Here is a 5177-nt window from a genome sequence, read left to right as displayed (position 1 = left end):
CGGCGACTCCTACGATAATGCGATGGCAGAGAGTATCAACGGGTTGTACAAAACGGAGGTTATCCACCGCGGGAGCTGGAAAAACCGGACGGAAGTGGAGTTGGCCACGCTGGACTGGGTGGACTGGTACAACAACAGAAGGCTGCTCGGGCGGCTGGGTTACATCCCTCCTACTGAAGCCGAAATGAACTATTACGCTTTGCAATTAGCATCAGAGGAAGCGGCGTAGTATTGCCAAAATTACTCTCTAATAAACTCGGGGTTATTCACTCACGGGTAATAAAGAGACAATTTTGCTGTTCATGAAACTGGCTTCGCTGTTGATGATAAAGCCGCGTGGCTTCCTCAAGGTCCTCCAACAAGGCTGCCGGCACCCCCTGCGCCGGCGTATCTTCCGCCAGCGCCAGCAAAGAGGGTTGCAGGCTGATATCAACTATTTCAAGCTGATGTTGAGCGTTAATGCGCGCATCCACCCGTTGGGCGAAACCGATACCGTTCAGTCTCGCCTTTAGAGCGCCTCCTTTATTTAGCCATTGTTGCAGGGCATCACGCTCGACCGTGACATGGTCGACTTGGATGTCATGCAGTACCAGCGGCGTTTGCAGCATCAAGGTCAATACCGGCTCGGTCAGCGACGCCGGCAGGCTGTAGTGGGGTTTACGACTCATCAGGGTCTTGGCGGGCGAAAGGGTCAGCGCCCGCTGGGCCTGGCTTTGGGCAATATGTTGACGTTTTTGCCGGTTGAAAGTCTGAATTTTGGTCAAAATCGCCTGTTGTTGATAACCCTGCTCCACCATCAGCAGCTCAAGTTGCTGATTGATAAGCTGGTAACTGACAGGGTCATGCCACAAGCACTCTTTCAATAGGATGATATCCACCGGGGTAATGCTTTGTCGATCGCTGAAAAACGCGCTGGCCTGCAACAGGCGCAGCGCCTTTTTCCAGCGCCGATCGGAAATGTAAGGGGCATCGGGTAACGCTTCCAGCCGCTGGCGCAATTGATAGATGAGCTCGAAACAGGCCGCCGGCAGCGTCACCCGGTCAATCTGCCGTTGCCAGTCCTGATATTCTTCGTCGCTTACCCGCAGCTGTGCGGGAACCTCCTGCGGCTGGCTGTCGCCATGGCTTGTCAGCAGCGCGTGAAAATTGTTCTTCTCCTTTACCTTGTCCAGCCACAGGCGGATTAACATTCGGTCATACAGCGCTTCCAACCCGCTATCGGCCTCGGGCAATTCGTTGGAAGCGGTAATAAGCAGCCGCAGCGGCATCGTCTGCTCCTGAGAGCCGTTACGGAACCGCCGTTCATTAATTGCGGTGAGCAGGGTGTTTAAAATCGCCGGCCCCGCCTTCCATATTTCATCCAGAAAAACGATTTCCGCCTCGGGCAAATACCCTTGGGTCATGCGATGATAGCGGCCCTCCTCTTTCAGCGCCTGGATGGACAGCGGGCCGAACACTTCCTCTGGGGTAGAAAAACGGGTCATCAGATAATCGAAGGCGCGCGCGTGACTGAACGCCAGCTTTAGGCGCCGGGCGATGAGGCTTTTGGCAATGCCGGGCGGCCCCAGCAAAAACACGCTTTCGCCGGAAAGCGCCGCCAGCAGGCAGAGCCGCATGGTATGCTGGCGCTCATATAACCCGCTTTCCAGTACACTACTAAGGCGAGAAATTCTTTCCGCCAGAAGGGACATAGAAGCCATAATAAGATCGGTTATCCCTGTGAGTGGTGAAAACAACACAATAAACCAGCGCATTTTATAAAGAAATGCCCGGGTAAATTTATCCGTTATCAACTTTTTTTGCGTTAATCGCCCTTCAACGGGGGATAATCAGGATTAGAATTAGGGTTTCGGCATTTTTCAGGCATACTGTGCGCTTTTGGTTTTCGAGGAAGCGCATCCACGCATGCTCCTGGACGACAAAATAGCGCGAAGAAAAGGTTATGAACAAAGATCATAAGCAGTCGCTGCCGGCGGTCACGCTTGCCGCCATAGGCGTCGTGTATGGTGATATTGGCACCAGTCCTTTATATACCTTACGTGAATGTCTTGCCGGCCATTATGGTTTTGGCGTTGAACGCGTGGTGGTATTTGGTTTCTTATCCCTGATTTTCTGGCTTTTGATCCTGATCGTTTCCCTTAAATACCTTCTCTTTGTCATGCGCGCTGACAATGCCGGCGAAGGCGGTATTCTGACGCTGATGTCGCTCGCCGGCAGAAATACCGGCGCCAAATTGACGCCGGTGCTGGTGATTATCGGGCTTATCGGTGGCAGCTTCTTTTACGGCGAGGTCGTTATCACGCCGGCCATCTCAGTGATGTCGGCGATAGAAGGGTTGCAAATCGCGGCCCCCTCGCTGCAGGAATTTATCGTCCCGCTCTCCGTCGTGGTGCTGACGCTTTTGTTTTTCATTCAAAAGAAAGGGACCGGCAGCGTTGGCAAACTTTTCGCACCGGTGATGTTATTATGGTTCCTCACGCTCGGCGTGCTGGGCGTGCGCGGTATCATCGATAATCCCGAAGTGCTCTATGCCCTTAATCCGAAATGGGCTATCGCCTTTTTCGCCGAATATCAAACCGTCTCCTTCTTTGCTCTGGGCGCGGTGGTGTTGGCCATCACTGGTGTAGAAGCGTTGTATGCCGATATGGGCCATTTCGGTAAATTGCCTATTCGCATCGCCTGGTTCAGCGCGGTGCTGCCGTCCCTGGTGCTTAATTATTTCGGTCAGGGCGCCCTGTTGCTGTCCAAACCGGCGGCAATCAAAAACCCTTTCTTTTTACTTGCCCCCGATTGGGCGTTGATTCCATTGCTTATTCTCGCGACACTGGCAACGGTTATCGCTTCACAGGCGGTGATCTCCGGCGTGTTTTCCCTGACTCGCCAGGCGGTGCGTCTGGGATATATGCCGCCGATGCGCATCATTCATACCTCCGAGATGGAGGTAGGCCAAATTTATATACCTTTCATTAACTGGCTGCTGTATATCGCCGTGGTGCTGGTGATTGTCAGCTTTGAGCACTCCAGTAATTTGGCGGCGGCCTACGGTATTGCGGTGACCGGCACTATGGTGCTGACCAATATTCTGTCTTGTACCGTGGCCAGAAAAAACTGGCACTGGAACCTGTTACTGGTATCCGTGCTGCTGCTGGCGTTGTTGTGTCTCGATGTGCCTATGTTTGCCGCCAACGCCCTGAAAATTTTCTCCGGCGGCTGGCTACCGTTGCTGCTGGGCTTCCTGATGTTCATCGCCATGACCACCTGGAAAAGCGAACGGTTCCGCTTGTTGCGACGGATCCATGAACATGGAAATTCTCTGGAAGCGCTGATTGCCTCGTTGGAAAAATCGCCGCCGGTGCGGGTGCCGGGCACCGCGGTATTTATGTCGCGCGCCATGAACGTGATCCCATTTGCCCTGCTGCATAACCTGAAACATAACAAAGTGTTGCATGAGCGCGTTGTGCTGCTGACGCTGCGCACCGAAGATGCCCCCTTCGTCCATAATGTCCGCCGGGTCACTATCGAAGCGCTATCGCCCACTTTTTGGCGTGTCGTGGCAAGCTATGGTTTCAAAGAGACGCCGGATATGGAGGAAATTTTCCATCGCTGCGGCCTTGAGGGGCTATCCTGCCGGATGATGGAAACCTCCTTTTTTATGTCCCATGAATCGCTGATTCTCGGCAAGCGGCCCTGGTATCTCATGGTACGGGGTAAACTTTTCATGGCGTTAAGCCGTAACGCCCTGCGCGCGCCGGATCAATATCTCATACCGCCTAACCGGGTCATTGAGTTGGGAACGCAGATAGAGATCTGACGTTTCAATCATTTTCAGCCAGCAACTGCTGGCAGGCGGTGAAAGCGCCCGGACCATCGCCGGCGAAAATGGCATCCACGATGGCCTGATGCCGGCCAAGTTTGATGACATCATCGCTGGCAATGGCGCGAAAGTAGTTCTGATAAATCGAACTGAACACATTGGCGAACGAAGACAGAAACGGGTTACCGCTGATTTCATAAATATGGCGGTGAAAATCCGCATCGACGCTTATCCAGCGTTCGCGGTCGAAATGCTGGTGAAGCCTGCGCATCTCTTCCATTAACGTTCCCAGCCGCTGCCGTTCGCTTTCGCTGGCGTTCACAGCGGCCAATGCGCAGGCTTGCGGCTCCAGGCTGATTCGCATAATCAGAAAATGCGCCAGGATGTCCTGGAAATTTTCCCTGTTCAGCCACCATCCCAATAGTTCCTGATCGAGAAAATTCCATTGGTGGCGCGGCAATACCCGCGTTCCAATTCTGGGACGCGGCAAGACCATCCCCTTCGCCGCCAGGATTTTTACCGCTTCGCGCACGGCGGTGCGGCTTACGCCGAATTGTTCCCCTAATTCCACTTCGCCGGGCAGGATATCCCCGGCGGCAAATTCGCCCGCCAGGATACGCTGGCTTAATTTTTCAGCCAGTACATAGGAGAGGTTGCGTTGAGCGGCCCGTTGCTGCACGGATAAATGCATAGCGTTCTTTCCTATACCCTCATGACAATAAACCTACACATACTATGCCAGCGTGGTGAATGCGGGGGGAAATTCCCGTTCCTGGCGCATAATAACGCCATTTTTATCGCTTTTGCTGAAAAATAAATCAATCAAATCGGTTTTGTGAAATAGCGCTTGTCACCGGCCGTTTAGGCCCTATAATTCGCCTCCACTGACCGGGAACAGTCGCTGCGGCGCACCGGCTCAGCCAGAGGCAGGCGGCCCGTTATGGGCAAATAAAAGCTTGACTCTACAGCGGAAAAGCGTAATATACGCCACCCGCGCCGGTCGAGAAAATCAGCCTCCCGGCACTGCTCTTTAACAATTTATCAGACAATCTGTGTGGGCACTCACAAGACGATATCGACATACCGAAATATCAAGTCTTGAAGAGTGAACAACAAATATTCATATGAATACCAGTTTTAATTCTTTGAGCATCAAGCTTTTAATTGAAGAGTTTGATCATGGCTCAGATTAAACACTGGCGGCAGGCCTAACACATGCAAGTCGAGCGGCAGCGGGAAGAAGCTTGCTTCTTTGCCGGCGAGCGGCGGACGGGTGAGTAATGTCTGGGGATCTGCCCGATGGCGGGGGATAACTACTGGAAACGGTAGCTAATACCGCATAACGTCGCAAGACCAAAGTGGG

General features: G+C 53.1%; 3 protein-coding genes, 1 rRNA gene and 1 pseudogene. 3 read left to right on the top strand and 2 right to left on the bottom strand.

Translation table 11 applies throughout. The features are described from left to right. Positions 1 to 229 (top strand): integrase core domain-containing protein (locus CINSTRO3249_RS12530; protein ID WP_143146879.1); only part of this gene is annotated, 229 nt, incomplete at its 5' end. 52 nt (positions 230 to 281) lie between these two features. On the opposite strand, the pseudogene ravA reads toward CINSTRO3249_RS12530, so the two are convergent. Beyond that, positions 282 to 1700 (bottom strand): annotated as a pseudogene (ravA, locus tag CINSTRO3249_RS12525) (ATPase RavA); the annotation flags it as partial. A gap of 242 nt (positions 1701 to 1942) precedes the next feature. On the opposite strand from ravA, the gene kup reads away from it, so the two are divergent. After that, positions 1943 to 3811 (top strand): low affinity potassium transporter Kup, encoded by a 1869-nt coding sequence (kup, locus tag CINSTRO3249_RS12520; RefSeq protein WP_074013527.1) that lies wholly within the window; start codon positions 1943 to 1945, stop codon positions 3809 to 3811. Between the two features lie 4 nt (positions 3812 to 3815). Here kup and CINSTRO3249_RS12515 read toward each other — a convergent pair whose 3' ends face one another. Beyond that, positions 3816 to 4505 (bottom strand): FadR/GntR family transcriptional regulator, encoded by a 690-nt coding sequence (locus CINSTRO3249_RS12515; RefSeq protein WP_074013526.1) that lies wholly within the window; start codon positions 4503 to 4505, stop codon positions 3816 to 3818. Between the two features lie 470 nt (positions 4506 to 4975). On the opposite strand from CINSTRO3249_RS12515, the gene CINSTRO3249_RS12510 reads away from it, so the two are divergent. Then, positions 4976 to 5177, top strand: a 16S ribosomal RNA gene (locus CINSTRO3249_RS12510); the annotation flags it as partial.

Origin of the sequence: Candidatus Sodalis sp. SoCistrobi, from assembly GCF_900143145.1 — a bacterium.
Classification (GTDB): Bacteria; Pseudomonadota; Gammaproteobacteria; order Enterobacterales; family Enterobacteriaceae; genus SoCistrobi.
The sequence above is the reverse complement of the archived record's forward strand: the minus strand, read 5'-3'. Positions and strand labels throughout refer to the sequence as shown.